The organism is Flavobacterium sp., from assembly GCF_044376915.1.
In the GTDB taxonomy this organism is placed as follows: Bacteria; Bacteroidota; Bacteroidia; order Flavobacteriales; family Flavobacteriaceae; genus Flavobacterium.
In genome coordinates this window covers 1-15,876 of sequence record NZ_JBILKB010000048.1, presented here as the reverse complement: position 1 = coordinate 15,876, position 15,876 = coordinate 1, and the positions used below count along the sequence as shown (strand labels likewise).

Annotated in this window: 14 protein-coding genes; 8 read left to right on the top strand and 6 right to left on the bottom strand. The window is 36.9% G+C overall.

The window, feature by feature from the left end:
- The coding region (locus ACIQ6Z_RS06430) for a ribonucleotide-diphosphate reductase subunit beta (protein ID WP_396210100.1) at positions 1–212 on the bottom strand (212 nt) is incomplete at its 3' end.
- Positions 213–480: 268 nt separating this feature from the next.
- Positions 481–1,047, bottom strand: coding sequence for a DUF3109 family protein (locus tag ACIQ6Z_RS06425; RefSeq protein ID WP_396210099.1), 567 nt, complete (start codon positions 1,045–1,047; stop codon positions 481–483).
- Between the two features lie 190 nt (positions 1,048–1,237).
- Here ACIQ6Z_RS06425 and ACIQ6Z_RS06420 point away from each other — a divergent pair, with 190 nt between their 5' ends.
- Genes ACIQ6Z_RS06420 through ACIQ6Z_RS06410 form a run of 3 tightly spaced genes read left to right on the top strand, consistent with a single transcriptional unit; the run spans position 1,238 to position 2,638 of the window.
- A complete protein-coding gene (locus ACIQ6Z_RS06420) occupies positions 1,238–1,819 on the top strand; it encodes a MarC family protein (protein ID WP_396210098.1) in 582 nt (193 codons plus the stop codon).
- A gap of 10 nt (positions 1,820–1,829) precedes the next feature.
- Positions 1,830–2,027 carry a hypothetical protein gene (locus ACIQ6Z_RS06415; RefSeq protein WP_396210097.1) on the top strand — a complete coding sequence of 66 codons (198 nt, stop codon included), beginning with the start codon at positions 1,830–1,832 and terminating at the stop codon, positions 2,025–2,027.
- Between the two features lie 2 nt (positions 2,028–2,029).
- Entirely contained in the window at positions 2,030–2,638 is a 609-nt protein-coding gene (locus ACIQ6Z_RS06410; RefSeq protein ID WP_396210096.1) for an FAD-dependent oxidoreductase, read from the top strand.
- 3 nt (positions 2,639–2,641) lie between these two features.
- Here the strand turns inward: ACIQ6Z_RS06410 and ACIQ6Z_RS06405 are convergent, their stop codons facing one another.
- Genes ACIQ6Z_RS06405 through ACIQ6Z_RS06395 form a run of 3 tightly spaced genes read right to left on the bottom strand, consistent with a single transcriptional unit; the run spans position 2,642 to position 5,238 of the window.
- Entirely contained in the window at positions 2,642–4,213 is a 1,572-nt protein-coding gene (locus tag ACIQ6Z_RS06405) for a S41 family peptidase (RefSeq protein ID WP_396210095.1), read from the bottom strand.
- A gap of 3 nt (positions 4,214–4,216) precedes the next feature.
- Positions 4,217–4,645, bottom strand: coding sequence for a deoxycytidylate deaminase (locus ACIQ6Z_RS06400; protein WP_396210094.1), 429 nt, complete (start codon positions 4,643–4,645; stop codon positions 4,217–4,219).
- Complete coding sequence (locus ACIQ6Z_RS06395; RefSeq protein ID WP_396210093.1) at positions 4,645–5,238, bottom strand: HupE/UreJ family protein; 594 nt, start codon at positions 5,236–5,238, stop codon at positions 4,645–4,647. The genes ACIQ6Z_RS06400 and ACIQ6Z_RS06395 overlap by 1 nt, the downstream gene beginning before the upstream one ends.
- A 136-nt stretch (positions 5,239–5,374) precedes the next feature.
- Between ACIQ6Z_RS06395 and ACIQ6Z_RS06390 the strand changes: the two genes are divergently transcribed.
- Positions 5,375–5,809, top strand: coding sequence for a TerB family tellurite resistance protein (locus tag ACIQ6Z_RS06390; protein ID WP_396210092.1), 435 nt, complete (start codon positions 5,375–5,377; stop codon positions 5,807–5,809).
- A gap of 73 nt (positions 5,810–5,882) precedes the next feature.
- Here ACIQ6Z_RS06390 and fbp read toward each other — a convergent pair whose 3' ends face one another.
- Positions 5,883–6,890, bottom strand: a complete 1,008-nt coding sequence (gene fbp / locus ACIQ6Z_RS06385; RefSeq protein WP_396210091.1) for a class 1 fructose-bisphosphatase — start codon at positions 6,888–6,890, stop codon at positions 5,883–5,885.
- 112 nt (positions 6,891–7,002) lie between these two features.
- On the opposite strand from fbp, the gene ACIQ6Z_RS06380 reads away from it, so the two are divergent.
- The 4 genes from ACIQ6Z_RS06380 to ACIQ6Z_RS06365 all read left to right on the top strand — a co-directional run.
- Positions 7,003–7,476, top strand: a complete 474-nt coding sequence (locus ACIQ6Z_RS06380) for a GNAT family N-acetyltransferase (protein WP_396210090.1) — start codon at positions 7,003–7,005, stop codon at positions 7,474–7,476.
- A gap of 37 nt (positions 7,477–7,513) precedes the next feature.
- Positions 7,514–8,767 carry an aspartate kinase gene (locus tag ACIQ6Z_RS06375; RefSeq protein ID WP_396210089.1) on the top strand — a complete coding sequence of 418 codons (1,254 nt, stop codon included), beginning with the start codon at positions 7,514–7,516 and terminating at the stop codon, positions 8,765–8,767.
- Positions 8,768–8,885: 118 nt separating this feature from the next.
- Entirely contained in the window at positions 8,886–12,290 is a 3,405-nt protein-coding gene (locus ACIQ6Z_RS06370) for a hypothetical protein (RefSeq protein WP_396210088.1), read from the top strand.
- Between the two features lie 80 nt (positions 12,291–12,370).
- Positions 12,371–15,876: PKD-like domain-containing protein (locus ACIQ6Z_RS06365; protein WP_396210087.1), on the top strand; the 3,506-nt coding region annotated here is incomplete at its 3' end.

Sequence of the window (15,876 nt, the reverse complement as noted above, 5' to 3'; positions counted from 1 at the left end):
GCAAAAAATGCCAAAATATGCTTGATAAAGAATTTTTCATCATCTGATAGCTTATTGTTCCAATCGTTTAAATCGGTATGCAAATCGATCTCTTCCGCCGTCCAAATACAGGCTTCTTGTTTTTTATACCATTCCCAAATATCTTGGTGCTTGATTGGAAAAATGACAAATCGATCTTTGTTTTCTTGCAAAATAGGCTCTACTACAGACATAGCTATTTGATTTTTTTTAAAAAATAATTGTGAAAAAATGCATTTATTAGGGAACTACAAAGTTTGTCATTTGAAATGAAAAAAGAAAGGCAAACTTATTCACAATTGGAGTAAGTTTTTAACAAAGTGCGAATTTCCCATTCTTGTAAAACGGAAATTATAACTATTTGATTTTCAATTGTTTAAAAACAAATTAAACAAGCGTTAAAACCTCGTGAGCGGCAATAAAATAGGCCATTTAGATCGAATTATATCGAATAAAAAAGAATTATTTTTTCAAGTCTTGGGCTACTTTTTCCAACTCGTCATACCATGGCTGACCAAATTTTCGAACCAATGCTTCTTTAACAAATTGGTATACCGGTACTCCTAATTCTTCACCCAAGGCACAGGCATCCGAACAGATATGCCATTTGTGGTAATTGACAGCCGCAAAATCGGAATATTCTTTTACACGAATCGGATATAAATGGCAAGAAACCGGTTTTTTCCAATCAACGATGCCTTCATTATACGCTTGTTCTATTCCGCAAAGTGCTGTTTTTCCATCAAAAATTACATACGCACAATCTTTTCCGTTAATTAACGGGGTTTCTAATTCTCCAAATTCTGACGTCACGTGAGTGCCTTGCGCTTCAATGGCTTTTATGCCATCAGGACGAAGGAATGGTTTTACTTTCTCAAAAATTTCAGCCAAAATTTTAGTTTCTGACTCCTCTAATGGTGCGCCGGCATCACCGTCTACACAGCATGCCCCTTGACAAGCTGATAAATTGCACACAAATTCTTTTTCTAGGATTTCTTCGGAAACGATGGTTTTATGGAGCTGAAACATAGTGTCTGTATTAAAAAGCAAAGATAAGAAATGATTTAGGATTGCGGATTAACGATTGACGATTTTAGAAATTTGTTTTTTGCTGTGCGTAATTGCATGTGCACTTGCTTTTGTCTTTGCTTTGATAATGTCTCGTTAAATTAAAAAAGTTCTTTAGCCAATATCCTTATATTTGCACAAAATCAAAGAAATGGAGACAGGAATTATTTGGAAAGACGTTTTTACCATAGGTATGATTCTATTTGCGGTAATCGATATTGTGGGAAGTATTCCTATAATAGTAGATTTACGCAGTAAAATGGGACATATTCAATCGGAAAAAGCAACGATTGTAGCAGCGATAATTATGATTGCCTTTTTATTTGTAGGCGATGAAATATTAAAACTTATCGGTATCGACGCCAATTCATTTGCGGTAGCAGGTTCTTTTGTTTTATTTTTTCTAGCTTTAGAAATGATACTCGGCATTCGATTGTACAAAGAAGACAATCCGAGTACCGCTTCCATCGTTCCTATTGCGTTTCCATTAATAGCTGGCGCGGGTACCATGACAACCATCTTATCCTTACGAGCCGTGTATGCTAACATTAATATCATTATTGCTATCATTTTAAACGTTATTGTAGTCTATGGGGTATTAAAATCATCCGGGAAAATCGAAAGGATATTAGGAAATAATGGATTGGGTGTGATTCGTAAAATATTTGGCGTAATTTTGCTAGCCATAGCCGTAAAATTATTTGCATCTAACGTTAAAGGATTATTTATTTAGAAAACTATATATGAAAATTTTTACTTACATAGCGGTTGCTATTGCTTTAGGATTGATTGGTTTCAACTTATTTCAAATTGATTACAGTCAACCCTTTGAAGGAAAAAGTACCATTGCAATCATTGGAGTTGTTGCTGGGATTTGTGCGATATTATTATTACTGCTTTTGCGTTTTTCTAAAATGGTTGTAGAAAAAACCAAAGAATAAGAATGTTTGATGTTCTCATTATTGGAGCTGGGGTGTCCGGAGTTTCGTGTGCTTTGGTATTAGGATCCGCGAAGCATAAACCCTTTGCAACCGAAAAAAAATTAGCACTGATTGCACACCAAAAAGCTTCTTCATTACAAAATGCTATATTTAATAATGCCTATGGCATTTCTGCTGGGAAATTAGGTAGTGAGTTACTGGATGAAAGTCTAGCGCATTTATCAAAATCATACCCACATGTTCAGCAAATCAGTGGTGAAAAAGTACTTGCTATCTCAGGTGAGGAAGGAAATTTCAACATAACAACAACTAAAGCTATACGGAAAGCCAAAATCATAGTCATAGCTATTGGAGCCGGCAATCCATTTACCATAGAAGGCTTGGAGGAATTCATCGAACCACATCAGAAAATTTCTGCACTAAAAAACAGAATCCAATTACAAAACACCGATCATTTGGTATCTGAAGGAATCTATGTAGCGGGTGTTTTAGCCGGACACAGAAGTCAATTGAGTATCGCAGCCGGAAGTGGTGCTGCCGTTGCCACCGACATTTTAACGTTATGGAATCACGGAAATCATACGATGGTGCATGATGCTATTGGGAAGTGAAAATTAGCGTTTTAGTACCTTATTCACCATTTTATCTTCTTTCAACAGCAATTGATAATAGGCTTGATCTGTAAATAATTGTTGTACGAATTCTGCATGCATATACTGCAACACTTTGGCTTTTTGCTGCTCCAAATTTAACAATAATCCGCTCTCTTTCATACGGCTTTTAAAGGCCTTAAAATAAATTGAATTTTGTACTAATTCTTGTCTAATTTCTGAAATCGACATATTTGTGAATGCTTTTCGGTTTTGGTCCAATTGTTCAAAAACAAAATAATTCATCAATCCCGATTGCAAAAATAACGCAATCATTTCTGCACCGTGTTTTCCTTCTAAAGGCACAAAAACATCCGGAATAATACCACCGCCACCATAAACAATTCGTCCTTTTTTAGTTTTGAATTTTAAGCTATCCGAAATTTTAATTTTATCTTTTTCATACAATTCGCCCGTTTCAAAGCGTTTTTGAAATTCGTTGAAATAGTTTTCACCTTTATCTTCATAGGGCTTCTGTATGGAGCGTCCCGAAGGCGTATAATAACGAGCCACCGTTAATCTAACCGCGGAACCGTCGCCCAAAGGCATTTCACGTTGCACCAATCCTTTCCCAAAAGAGCGCCTGCCAACAATGGTTCCGCGATCGTTATCTTGAATGGCTCCTGCCAATATTTCACTGGCCGATGCGGTTTCTTCGTTGATCAATAGCGTTACTTTCCCCGATTCAAAATCACCCTTTTCTGTAGCTAGCGTACTTTCTGTTTTTCCTTTTTTATTTTTGGTTTTAACGATAAATGCCTCTTTTTTCAAAAATTCGTCAGCAATTGCAACCGCCGATTCGAGGTATCCTCCACCATTATCTCTTAGATCTACAATTAATTCCTTAGCACCTTGCTCTTTTAATTGGGTCAACCCAGAAATGAATTCGTCATAAGTGGTTTCTGCAAAGCGATTAATTTTAATATAACCAACCGTTTTAGTCAGCATAAGCGCTATATCCACACTTTTTATTGGAATAACTCCTCGTTGTAACGTAACCGTCCATTTTTTATGTTCTGATTTTCGGTAAACAACTAACTTAACCGGAGTATCCTGTTTGCCTTTTAATATAGAAAAGAGGGAGTCGGTTGACATGTTCTTTTGAAACAATTGGATAGAATTGGCATACAAAATACGATCCCCTGCTTTTATTCCCGCTTTTTCTGAGGGACCGTTAGCAATAGGTTTAATGACTGAAACGGTATCCTTAAACATGTAAAAATTCACACCAATTCCAACAAAATCCCCGCGCATACTTTGTGAAACGGCTTCTAAATCATTTTTTGGAATATAAACCGAATGCGGATCTAGTTTGGCTAAAATTTCCGTCACAGTTAAATCAACAATTGAATCGGTATCGAGACTGTCTACATATTCCCTTTCAATAAAATCAATAAGTTTATGGAGTTTGGTTGTTTGGATATTTCGGGAAAAAAAGCCTTTTCCGGATGGCGCATGTAAAGCACTTCCTAATACAAAACCAATAGCTAGTATGATTGAAATTAGTAACGGGATGTATACTTTATTTATTTTCATATACTAACTCAAGTCCGCCAACCATTCTACCTCAACACCTGCTTTTCTTAAAAAATCGACACCTGATGTATCTTTATACTCGTTGTGATACACCACTCGTTTGATTCCCGATTGGTGAATTAATTTACTGCAATCTTTACATGGAGAGAGGGTAATATATAAGGTGGCGTCTTCACAAGATTGTGTGGAGCGTGCTACTTTTAATATTGCATTGGCTTCAGCATGAAGCACATACCATTTGGTTGCATTACTGTCGTCTTCGCAACAGTTTTCAAACCCCGATGGGGTACCATTGTACCCGTCGGAAATAATCATTTTATTTTTTACGATAATTGCTCCTACCTTTTTGCGCTGACAATACGACAAATTACCCCATTCTTTTGCAATTCGGAGGTAAGCTTTGTCGTATTTTTCTTTTTTTTCTTTCTTCATTAGTGATTCCAAATTTCATTTTCGATTAGCATTGGCAAAACTACACCAATTATAAATGCCGACAATACGAGCGCCCAATCTCTTTTTGAAAATTTAAAAAAAGATTGTGACATATAGGAGGCTACCAAAACTACTAATACTACGATAAGTTGGGCCCCTTCAATACCTAACGCAAATTCCATCAACGGTAATAATTTATCGGTGGCATTCCCCGGAAGTATGGTTTTAAAATAATTAGAAAATCCTAGTCCGTGAATGATTCCAAAAAAAACAGTGACTACCGCTTCAAATGAAATGCGTTCTTTTTTGATGGGCTTTCCGGCGGTAATTAGGTGATAAGCGGCGGTAATGAGTATGGTGATTGGAATTAAAAATTCAACAAACTGTGCTTTAATTTGAACCACTTCAAATACCGACAGCAGCAAAGCCAAGGTGTGACCTAAGGTAAAAAGTGTGACCAAAATCAATACTTTTTTCCAATCTTTAAACGCGTACGGCACCACTAAAGCCATTAAAAACATTACGTGATCATAGGCAGCACTATCCAAGACATGCTTGAGCCCAATATTGAAATACAATAAAAACTCCGACATAATTTTACTTTTATTGAAACATTCAAACTTACAATTTATTTTATTATATTGGTATAGTGTAGACAGAAAAGCTTGCAAATTTGTTTCTAAAAATGGAAAAAATGTGTAATTTTGTAGCTATATAAAAACAAATACTATGTCCATTTCAGATTTATACGATAGCGGTTTTAGAAACAGAAACAAAGGTCACTTTTCAGCAATTGTTAGAGTGGCGTTATCCGACGGAACGTTATCTCAAGAAGAAAAAAAATTCTTAGATAAATTAGCCATCAAATTAGAAATTTCTCCATCAGAATATGAAGAAATTTTAGCAAATCCAGTAAAATATCCAGTAAATCCGCCTTTATTACACACCAGTCGTTTGGAACGTTTGTATGATTTGGCGCGCATGGTGTATACAGATGAACATATAATGGCTGAAAAAGAACAGGGATTATTGACACGATTTGCATTAGCTCTAGGCTTTACTCCAGGAAATGTAAATTACATCGTTGACAAAGCGTTAAAATTAGTAGATCACAAAGTAGATTTGGACACTTTTACCTACGAAATGCAACACATGAACAAATAAACCAATCGCTTGTAAAAAAGTAAAGCACTAACTCTTTTGAATTTGTGCTTTTTTTATAATCTTTTTGAGAAGGTTATTTGGCTTTAGTCATACATTCCTCTGCTTTTTCGACCATTTCCTTGTTGCCACAGAAAAAAGGAACTCGTTGGTGCAAAGACGTGGGCTGAAGCTCCATAATTCTGTCATATCCATCGGACGCCTTCCCTCCGGCTTGTTCAGCAATAAATGCCATAGGATTGCATTCATACAACAGACGCAGCTTTCCACTCGGCGTTTTAGAAGTTGTGGGATATAAATAAATACCTCCTTTGATCATGTTGCGGTGAAAATCTGAAACTAAACTTCCTATATAGCGCGATGTATACGGTCGGTCTCCTTCTTCCGACTGACAATATTTAATATAATCTTTTACCCCTTGAGGAAAATGCACATAATTTCCTTCATTAATAGAATAGATATTGCCTTTTTCGGGATATTTCATGTTTGGATGTGATAAATAGAACGTTCCAATCGCTGGGTTTAGTGTAAACCCATTTACGCCATGACCCGTTGTGTAGACCAACATTGTAGAAGTACCATAAATAACGTATCCTGCCGCTACTTGATTGATGCCGGGCTGTAAGAAATCTTCCATAGTAACAGGAGTTCCCACCGGCGTAATTCTTCTAAATACTGAAAAAATAGTTCCTACAGAGACATTCACATCGATGTTGGAAGAGCCGTCCAGTGGATCCATTAAAACTACATATTTATTATTGTGACTGTTGTCTGAACCGGCTACGGTAATAAAATCATCATTTTCTTCTGAGCCAATACCACAAACTATTTCGCGATTGATTAAGGTTTGAATGAACACCTCATTGGCATAAACATCTAATTTTTGTTGGTCCTCCCCTTGAATATTTTGTTCGCCTGCAGCCCCTACAATATCTACTAATCCTGCTTTATTTACTTTATAATTTACTACTTTAGCAGCCAATCGGATTGAATTAATAATGCGCGACAATTCGCCTGTTGAGTATTGAAACGAATTTTGGTGTTCAATGATAAATTCGCCTAGAGTTGTGTTGCTTTTTTCCATTACGAAAACGTTGTAGTTGTATTAGTGGCACAAATATCGCAAATTTTGTGAAAAGAACATATTAAATTAAAAAGATGTTCAAGTAAATTTTATTTTTGTAAAAAATTAAACCATGCAGATTCGAAAAGCCGCCCAAAAAGATATGCCTTTTGTATTAGAATTGATACAAGAATTAGCTGCTTTTGAAAAAGAACCGGAAGCGGTTGTAGTGACCGTGGACGATTTGATTCGCGATGGATTTTCAGATTCGCCTCTTTTTCATTGTTTGGTTGCCGAAAAAGAAAATACCATTATTGGGATGGCATTATTTTATTATCGCTATTCCACATGGAAAGGAAAAACCATACATTTGGAAGATTTAATTGTAAAGGCCAACCAAAGAGGAACAGGAGCCGGTTTTGCCTTGTACCAAGAAATCATAAAGCAAGGCAAAAAAGACAATGTGAGAAGAATTGAGTGGAATGTTTTGGACTGGAACATCCCTGCTATTGCCTTTTATGAAAAGTCGGGTGCTAGAGTTTTGGCCGACTGGCTGGTGGTGCAAATGGATGAAAATGGAATCGAAAGATTTTTGATAGAAGATTAACGATATATGATTTTTGAAGTAACTATTAATTGAACTCATGAAAATATTCAAATTTGGAGGAGCCTCCGTAAAAGATGCCGATGGTGTTAAAAATGTATTACAAGTATTACAAACGGTAGGATGTGAAGATGTATTGCTGGTAATTTCCGCTATGGGGAAAACCACTAATGCATTGGAAGTAGTCATTGCAAATTATTTTGAAAAGTCAAAGGAATTAAACGCATCGCTTCAGGAAGTTCGAAAATACCACAATCAAATATTATTGGACTTATTTGAAGACGAAGATCACGAGGTGTTTTTTGATGTCAATGCTCATTTTGATGATTTAGAATATTTTATCCGCAGTACAAAATCGCCCAATCATAGTTTTGTTTACGATCAAGTAGTGAGTATAGGCGAACTGGTTTCTACCACAATTGTAAGTCATTATTTCAATTTTAGAGGATTAAAAAACAACTGGATTGATGTACGTCCGTTAATAAAAACCGACAACAATTACCGCGACGGACAAGTCGATTGGGAAGCTACACAAAAATTAATCACTAAAGGAGTTAAGAAAAAATCATTGAACATTACCCAAGGATTTTTAGGTTCCGATGAAAATAATTTTACTACTACATTGGGCCGTGAAGGCTCAGATTATACTGCAGCAATTTTTGCCTATTGCCTGGGAGCCGAAAGCGTAACCATTTGGAAAGATGTTCCTGGGGTATTAAATGCAGATCCAAGATATTTTGAGAACGCCATATTACTGCATCAAATTTCTTACAGAGAAGCTATTGAATTGGCTTTTTATGGCGCATCGGTAATCCATCCAAAAACGCTACAACCGCTACAAAAAAAAGAAATTCCATTGTATGTTAAATCGTTTATCAATCCAACCTTACCCGGAACTTGTGTTTCTAAAGGTGCCGATTTAGAACCAAAAACGGCTTGTTTCATCTTGAAGAAAAATCAATTATTGCTCTCCTTGTCTTCTATTGATTTTGATTTTATAATGGAAAATCACATCAGCGAGATTTTTGCGTTATTTTCAAAACATAAAATCAAAGTTAATTTAATTCAAAACACTGCGATTAGTTTCTCGGTGTGTATAGAAGATAAATACAATAATTTTGAAGGCTTGCGAAAAATATTGGCCAAGAAATTTAAAGTATCCTACAACGAAAATGTATCGCTGTACACCATTAGACATTTTGATGAAAACGCAGCACAAATAGTTGAAACCGACAAAACAATATTGCTACGTCAGATTTCGAGAGAAACCATGCAAGTTATTACAAAGGAGTAATTTTATCACCGATTCACCGATTTTTCAATTTACAAATTCGTGAATCTGTGGGAAAAACAAAATACGCCTTTTTTCCAACAATAAATACTACTTTTGAAGATTCGGAGTTATAGTGTTTATGCAAAAATTTGTTTTTTTAATGGGATTTATCTTCTGTGTTTTGGGTAGTTTTGCTCAAGAGACGTTGACCGCCTATTCCACAAAAAAAATTGCCTTTACGAAGGATACTATTGCGATCGAAAAATTCAGTATCAACAATTCTTACTTTGAAATAAAAGACAAAAAAGGGAATACTATTGCCCCTCGTTTTTATCACGTTGATTTTCAAAAAGGGACTTTGATTTTTACCCAAGACATTCCTCTTTCTGATTCTTTAATAGTTCACTATGCCAAATTTCCTGATTTTTTAACCAAAACCTATTCCATCTACGATGATGCTAAAGTGGTTTCAAACGAAGCAGGCAAATACGTCATTTTCAAAAAAAATCCGACACCAAAATACAAACCTTTTGATGGTTTGAATACTTCTGGGAGCATTACTCGAGGCGTAACTATTGGAAACAATCAAAACGCAGTAGTGAATTCTAATTTAGACCTTCAAATCACTGGAAAAATTTCGGATAAAGTTAGCATACGTGCCTCTATTCAAGACAGTAATATCCCTTTGCAAGAAGGTGGTTATTCGCAAAAACTCGACGAATTTGACCAGCTATTTATTGAATTATATTCCGAAAAATGGAACATTCGTGCGGGTGATTTATTTTTGGAAAATAGAAAATCATCCTTTCTAAATTTTAATAAAAAAGTACAAGGTTTATCTACCAAATTTACCTTTGGCAAAGCCGCTAAAAAAACAGAAGTAATAGCTTCAGGAGCCTTAGTTCGTGGACAATATGCGCGTAGTGCTTTTGTAGGACAAGAAGGCAATCAAGGGCCCTATAAATTGCGCGGCAACAATAACGAATTGTATGTTTTGGTCATTTCTGGTTCGGAACGCATCTATGTAAACGGAATATTGAAAACCCGAGGCGAAAACAAGGATTATATCATCGATTACAACGCAGGTGAAATCATTTTTACGTCGTTATTTCCAATTACTTCTGAAATGCGAATTAATGTAGAATACCAATATACCGATCGGAATTTTACGCGATTTATTACCTATGGAGGAATTACACACGAGCGAAAAAATTGGCAAATTGGCGGTTATGTCTATTCAGAAGGTGATGTAAAAAACCAACCCCTACAACAAAATTTATCTTCAGAACAAATTGCCATATTACAAAATGCAGGGGATGATTTGTCGCAAATGAATGGAGCATCTGCCTATTTAGATAGCTATTCTGAAAATAAAATTTTATATAAAAAAGTACTTGTAAATGGTGTCGACGTGTTTGAATATTCCAATAATCCCGAAGATGAATTGTATAATGTTCGTTTTTCTTTAGTAGGAAATTTTCAAGGAAACTATGTTTTGGTCAACAACCAAGCGGTTGGAAAAATCTATGAGTACCGGGCACCAATCGCTGGTGAACCACAAGGAAATTACGAACCCGTTATTCGTTTGATAGCGCCCACAAAAATTCAAATAGCCACGGTTATTGGAAAATACCACCCAACCGAAAAAACAAACTTAGATTTTGAATGGGCGGTTAGCAATAACGATCAAAATTTATATTCGAATAGCGATGATGCGAACAATAAAGGGTTTGCTGGAAAATTCAATGTTAAGCAACGCATATGGAATGGTAAAACCACACTAGATGCTTTTACCAATTATCAATTGGTGCAGGAAAATTTCAAAACGATTGAACGCCTATTCAACATTGAATTTAATCGGGATTGGAACATCACTTCAACACTTATAGGCAATCAAAGCTTTTTGACTTCCGGATTGGAATTTAACTTCAACAACAAAGGGAAAGCCAATTATCAGTTTGAAAATGTAGCGTTTGGTGATTCATTTTTTGGAAATAAACATACCTTATTGGGAAGATATGGCACAAAGAAATGGAATGTTTGGAGCCATTCAAGCTTAATGAAAAGTGACTCCGAGCGCTCCCAATCGACATTTTCGCGGAGTCAAAATCGCGCATCTCACGCCTCGGGTAAAAATTGGGTTGGCACTAGCTTACAAATGGAAAATAATGCTGAAAAGATAAAATCAAGCAATGAATATTCGGCTTTGAGTCAACGGTTTATAGAATATGGTGCTTTTGTTGGCCGTGGCGATTCTACAAAAGTTTTTATTGAATTGGGCATATTGCAACGGCAAAACGATAGTTTAAAAAATCAACGCATTGAGCGTGTTAACCATTCTACTTCCTATTACTTAAAATCGAATTTGATTAAAACCGAAAAAAGCAATTTAAGTTTGTTTTTGAATTACAGAAAGTTACGATATGAAGATCAAACGCTAAAAGATGAACCCTCATTGAACAGTCGTGTTTTATATTCGGATCGTTATTTTGGGCAACTCATTCAAACGACAACAGCTTATGAAATCAGTTCTGGAACCTTAGCCCAACAAGAATTTACATATTTAGAAGTAGCCCCGGGACAAGGCATTTACCAATGGAACGATTATAACGGCAATGGCATTCAAGAATTACAAGAATTTGAAGTAGCCCCGTACCCTGATTTGGCCATTTATGTTCGCGTTTATCTGCCCAATCAAATTTTTATTCGAACCCATCAAAATAAATTTTCACAAGCCTTGAATATCAATTTTAACCAATGGCAAAACGAGAAAGGTTGGAAAAAATGGCTCTCTCATTTTTACAGCCAAACGTCACTATTGATGGAGCAAAAATTTAGAAGATCTGGAGCTGATTTTGAGTGGAATCCTTGGACAAAAAATAAAGAAGAATCGATTGGATTGAATACTAACTTCAGAAACAGTCTCTTTTATAACAGAGGAAAACAACTGCATTCTACTACCTATTCGTATGTGTTAAATGAAAATAAGAATGAATTGGCCATGGGAAGTATTCGTTCCAAAAATCAATCCCATCAATTGCAATACCAGCACTTGATGCAAAAAAGCTGGTTGATTACCCTATCGCTATTGGATACCAAAAGCACTTCAAATGTAGCCAATTATGGGAATCGAAATTTTAATATTGAAAGCCAACAGATTGAATCAAAAATTGGTTATTTATTTTCAAAAAATGCGAGTTGGTCTCTGGTGTATGAATTCCAACAAAAAGAAAATCAAATGGGGCTTTTTGAAAAATTAAATCAAACGCGAATTGGATCGCTTTTTATCTTTAATAGTGACAAAGGATATAGTATAAATGGTGAATTTTCGATGTATACGAATAGTTTCAATGGGAATGCATTATCGGCAGTAGGATTTCAAATGTTAGAAGGACTACAACCCGGAAAAAATCAAACTTGGCGTTTGCTTTTACAGAAAAATTTAACTCAATATTTGGATATAAATATCAATTATCAAGGCCGAAATAGCGAAACAAGCCAAACAATACATACAGGAAATGTTCAATTGCGTGCTTTTTTTTAAAAACTTAAACTTTTTTAAATTTTAAAAGTCTAATTCTAAATTTCTACTTATTTTTACAAAATGCCCAAATTGGTAATATGATGTTAAAAAAAATAATTCTATTCTTTATATTAATTTCTAATGTAAACTACGCTCAATTGAGTAACAAACATTGGATTCCACCCATACATGCTAAAGGGGGAGAAACGTATGTTCAAGAACATTTGCTATACCTTTCAACACCCGAGCCTACACCATTTCAAGTAACGGTTACTGATGGAAGTGGCACACCAATTGCTGGATCTCCATTTACCATTTCACAAGGAAATCCTCAATCTGTTGTAATAGGGAACGCACAACCTTCGGTAATGATGTTGTCTCTTGCCGACTTGAATATCCCAAAAACAAATAAAGGACTAATTGCAGAGGGAACTGGAGAATTTTATGCTAGTTTTAGATTGCGTGCGCAAAATCATGCTGAAATTTTAGTTTGTAAAGGTACAACGGGAGCTGGCACATCTTTTCGATTGGGGAGTTTACCTATGACTGGTCCGGGTTCAATCCGGAATTTTATGGCGAGTTTTATGGCGACTGAGGACAATACTGTGGTAACTTTAAGTGATTATGATACCGAAGTTGTGTTTGCGTCAGGTACTGGAAATATTACCACCGATACACAAACTTTTAATTTGAATGCAGGCCAATCTGTAACAGTATCTGGTTATACTGATTTTGCCGCTAACCTATCTGGATTCGTAGGGGCTTTGTTGACATCTGATAAACCTATCGTAGTTAACACTGGAAATGCAACAGGAGGTATGCTTACTGAAATTAGCGGACAAGATTTTAATTTAGACCAAATTGTCCCAATTGATATTGTTGGTGATGAATACATTGTAGTAAAAGGGAATGGAAGTGCTAATACCGAAAGACCACTTGTTATCGCTACTCAAAATAATACACAAATATTTATTAACGGGGATACGACACCTGTTGCTACCATTAATGCTGGAGATTACTATTTAGCCCCTTCTTCTTTTTACACTGGTACTGCAAATCAGAACATGTTTATTTCAAGTGATCGTCCCATTTATTTGTATCAAATTATTGCAGGGGCCTTTTCTGATGCGACTTCAGGGTTAAATTTTATTCCTCCTTTAAGTTGTTTTTGGCAAAAAAGTGTAGACATGATTCCGAATTTCAATGCTATTGGGTCTTCAAATTATCCTAACAGCGAAATTATTGTAGTAACAGAAACTGGATCAACTGTATCCATTAATAATGTCCCTACCACTGCAACTCCTCAGACCGTAACTGGTAATACAAATTGGGTAACCTATCGCATCACCGGACTTTCTGGAAATGTACGTATTGATTCAACAGGAGCATTGGCTGCTGGCGTTTTTGGCGCTGTAAATGTAGCCGGATTTGGTGGTTATTACTCCGGATTTGGTAGTTTACCCCAAGATACCGAAATAACCTTGTGTTCCAATCAAACGGTAAATTTATTCAATGCAATAACGGGTAATCCAGAAGCCAATGGCACATGGACAATTCCTGTAGGAGCACCCCCTTTAAGCGGCAATAATTTTAATGGCGCTGTAAACACCCCAGGCGATTATATCTATTCATTTACGAAAAATTGTGACAACTCTAATTTAGTAATTAATATTACCGTTTCAGTAACCGTTCAACAAGCCCCATTTGTTGGAGCCAATAATACCTTATCAATTTGTCGTAATGCAAGCCCTGTAGATTTATTTACACTTTTAGGAACGGGCATTACTACTGGAGGCAACTGGATGCCGGCATTGGCTTCTGGGACCGGTGTGTATAACCCAGCCGTTGATGTTAGTGGTACGTATACCTATACCATCCCCGCAAGCACAACTTGTCCTAGTGTTTCTTCAAGTATTGTAGTGACCAATAATCCGCTACCTGCTGTGAGCAATCAAACGATTACCACTTGTAGCGATGCAGCCCTAAACTATGATTTGGACGCATTGATATCAGGAACAGGAGATACTTTTATCTATACCGTAGATTCAAGCGATGCTACAAACGTTCCACCTGCAAGTCCGAGAACAACAGCTTCTGCAACAAATATTACGGATGTGTATACCAACACCACAACTGCTCCCGTAATTATTTCGTATACCGTTACACCTATAAGTTCAACGGGCTGTATTGGAAGTGCATTTATTGTAGCCGTTACCGTTAATCCAGAACCTGTGGTGACCAACCAAACGGTTTCAACCTGTAGCGATACAGCCTTAAACTTTAATTTGGATGCGTTGATATCAGGAGCAGGAGATACTTTTATCTATACCGTAGCTTCAAGCGATGCTACAAACGTTCCACCTGCAAGTCCGAGAACGACTGCTTCTGCATCAAATATTACTGATGTGTATACCAATACAACAACAGGACCGGTAACTATTACCTATACCGTTACGCCAATCGGTTCGAATGTTTGTAGAGGAAACACCTTTACCGTTACGGTTACGGTGAACCCAGAACCAGTAGTGGCCAATCAAACGGCTGCTACGTGTAGTGATGTAGCTTTGAACTATGATTTAGCGGCATTAATTTCAGGAACAGGAGATGCGTATACGTATACGGTTGCTTCAAGTAACCCTACTAGCGTTCCAGCAGCAAGTCCGAGAACAGTAGCTTCAGCTGCTAACATTACGGATCTTTATACCAATACAACAACAGCACCCGTAATTATAACCTATACGGTTACACCTATCGGTTCAAACGGCTGTCCAGGAAATACATTTACGGTTGCCGTTACGGTTAACCCAGAACCTGTGGTGACCAACCAAACGGTTGCAACCTGTAGCGATGCAGCCCTAAACTATGATTTGGATGCTTTGATATCAGGAGCAGGAGATAGCTATACCTACACCGTAGCTTCAAACGATGCAACGAATGTTCCTGCGGCAAGTCCCAGAACAACAGCTTCAGCAACAAATATTACGGATGTGTATACCAACACCACAACTGCTCCCGTAATTATAACCTATACGGTTACACCTATCGGTTCGAATGGTTGTACAGGAAATTCGTTTGCTGTTGCCGTTACGGTGAACCCTGAGCCGGTGGTGACAAACCAAACCGTTACTACCTGTAGTGATGTAGCACTGAATTTTGATTTAGGCGCTTTGATCGCTGGAACTGGAGATACTTTTACCTATACAGTGGCTTCAAGTAACGCTACTAGCGTTCCGGCAGGAAGCCCAAGAACGGTTGTTACCGCTGCTAACATTACGGATCTTTATACCAATACCACAACTGCTCCGGTAATTATAACCTATACGGTTACACCTATCGGTTCGAACGCTTGTACTGGAAACATATTTACGGTTGCCGTTACGGTGAACCCAGAACCTGTAGTATCCAACCAAACCGTTACGACCTGTAGCGATGTAGCCTTGAACTATGATTTGGATGCTTTGATATCAGGAGCAGGAGATAGCTATACCTATACCGTGGCTTCTAGTGATGCAACAAACGTTCCAGCGGCAAGTCCGAGAACAACAGCTTCAGCAACAAATATTACGGATGTGTATACCAACACCACAACTGCTCCCGTAATTATAAC

Bases quoted from the DNA above. Each gene is read 5' to 3' on its own strand.
- ACIQ6Z_RS06425 (WP_396210099.1), bottom strand. From the start codon at position 1,047: ATGTTTCAGCTCCATAAAACCATCGTTTCCGAAGAAATCCTAGAAAAA.
- ACIQ6Z_RS06420 (WP_396210098.1), top strand. From the start codon at position 1,238: ATGGAGACAGGAATTATTTGGAAAGACGTTTTTACCATAGGTATGATT.
- ACIQ6Z_RS06415 (WP_396210097.1), top strand. From the start codon at position 1,830: ATGAAAATTTTTACTTACATAGCGGTTGCTATTGCTTTAGGATTGATT.
- ACIQ6Z_RS06410 (WP_396210096.1), top strand. From the start codon at position 2,030: ATGTTTGATGTTCTCATTATTGGAGCTGGGGTGTCCGGAGTTTCGTGT.
- ACIQ6Z_RS06405 (WP_396210095.1), bottom strand. From the start codon at position 4,213: ATGAAAATAAATAAAGTATACATCCCGTTACTAATTTCAATCATACTA.
- ACIQ6Z_RS06400 (WP_396210094.1), bottom strand. From the start codon at position 4,645: ATGAAGAAAGAAAAAAAAGAAAAATACGACAAAGCTTACCTCCGAATT.
- ACIQ6Z_RS06395 (WP_396210093.1), bottom strand. From the start codon at position 5,238: ATGTCGGAGTTTTTATTGTATTTCAATATTGGGCTCAAGCATGTCTTG.
- ACIQ6Z_RS06390 (WP_396210092.1), top strand. From the start codon at position 5,375: ATGTCCATTTCAGATTTATACGATAGCGGTTTTAGAAACAGAAACAAA.
- fbp (WP_396210091.1), bottom strand. From the start codon at position 6,890: ATGGAAAAAAGCAACACAACTCTAGGCGAATTTATCATTGAACACCAA.
- ACIQ6Z_RS06380 (WP_396210090.1), top strand. From the start codon at position 7,003: ATGCAGATTCGAAAAGCCGCCCAAAAAGATATGCCTTTTGTATTAGAA.
- ACIQ6Z_RS06375 (WP_396210089.1), top strand. From the start codon at position 7,514: ATGAAAATATTCAAATTTGGAGGAGCCTCCGTAAAAGATGCCGATGGT.
- ACIQ6Z_RS06370 (WP_396210088.1), top strand. From the start codon at position 8,886: ATGCAAAAATTTGTTTTTTTAATGGGATTTATCTTCTGTGTTTTGGGT.